1 protein-coding gene is annotated in these 1027 nt (G+C 67.4%); it reads left to right on the top strand.

The features are described 5' to 3' along the window. Positions 1-1027: AMP-binding protein (locus AC1RNC_RS26095; RefSeq protein WP_492888882.1), on the top strand; the 1027-nt coding region annotated here is incomplete at both ends.

Genomic DNA, 1027 nt, shown 5'->3' on the forward strand with positions numbered 1-1027 from the left:
TGGCCCGGGTCAAGACCGATCCGGAAGGCTACTGGCGCGACATCGCCGCCCGGCTGGACTGGATCAAGGCCCCGACCCAGATCAAGGACGTCTCGTTCGACAAGGACGACTTCCGCATCCGCTGGTACGAGGACGGGGTGCTGAACGTCAGCGCCAACTGCCTGGATCGCCACCTGCCGGCCCGCAAGGACGACATCGCCCTGATCTTCGAGGGCGACGAGCCGGGGACCTCCGACACCCTGACCTATGGCCAGCTGCACGAGGAGGTTTGCCGCATGGCCAACGTCCTCAAGGTCCAGGGCGTCCAGAAGGGCGACCGGGTGACGATCTACCTGCCGATGATCCCGATCGCCGCCGTCGCCATGCTGGCCTGCGCGCGGATCGGCGCGGTCCATTCGGTGGTGTTCGGCGGCTTCTCGCCCGACAGCATCGCCGGCCGCATCCAGGACTGCGCCTCCCACTTCGTGATCACCGCCGACGAGGGCAAGCGCGGCGGCAAGCGCATCCCGCTGAAGGCCAATATCGACGAGGCGCTCAAGCACTGCCCCTGGGTGGGCAAGGTGCTGATGGTCCGCTGGACCGGCGCCGACGTGCCCCTGGTCAAGAACCGCGACATCGTCTGGCAGGATGTCCGCGAGGCGGTGTCGACCGACTGCCCGCCCGAGCCGATGCACGCCGAGGATCCGCTGTTCATCCTCTACACCTCGGGATCGACGGGCAAGCCCAAGGGCGTGCTGCACACCACCGGCGGCTACCTGGCCTGGGCCTCGTGGACCTTCTGGGCGGTGTTCGACTATCGTGCGGGCGAGGTGTTCTGGTGCACGGCCGATGTCGGCTGGGTCACCGGTCACAGCTATGTCGTCTACGGTCCGCTGGCCAATGGCGGGACCAGCCTGATCTTCGAGGGCGTGCCCAACTATCCCACCCCCAGCCGCTTCTGGGAGGTGATCGACAAGCACAGGGTCGAGATCTTCTACACCGCCCCCACGGCCCTGCGGGCCCTGATGCGCGAGGGCGACGACTACGT

It is taken from the genome of Caulobacter sp. GW822-FHT01G02, from assembly GCF_058802865.1.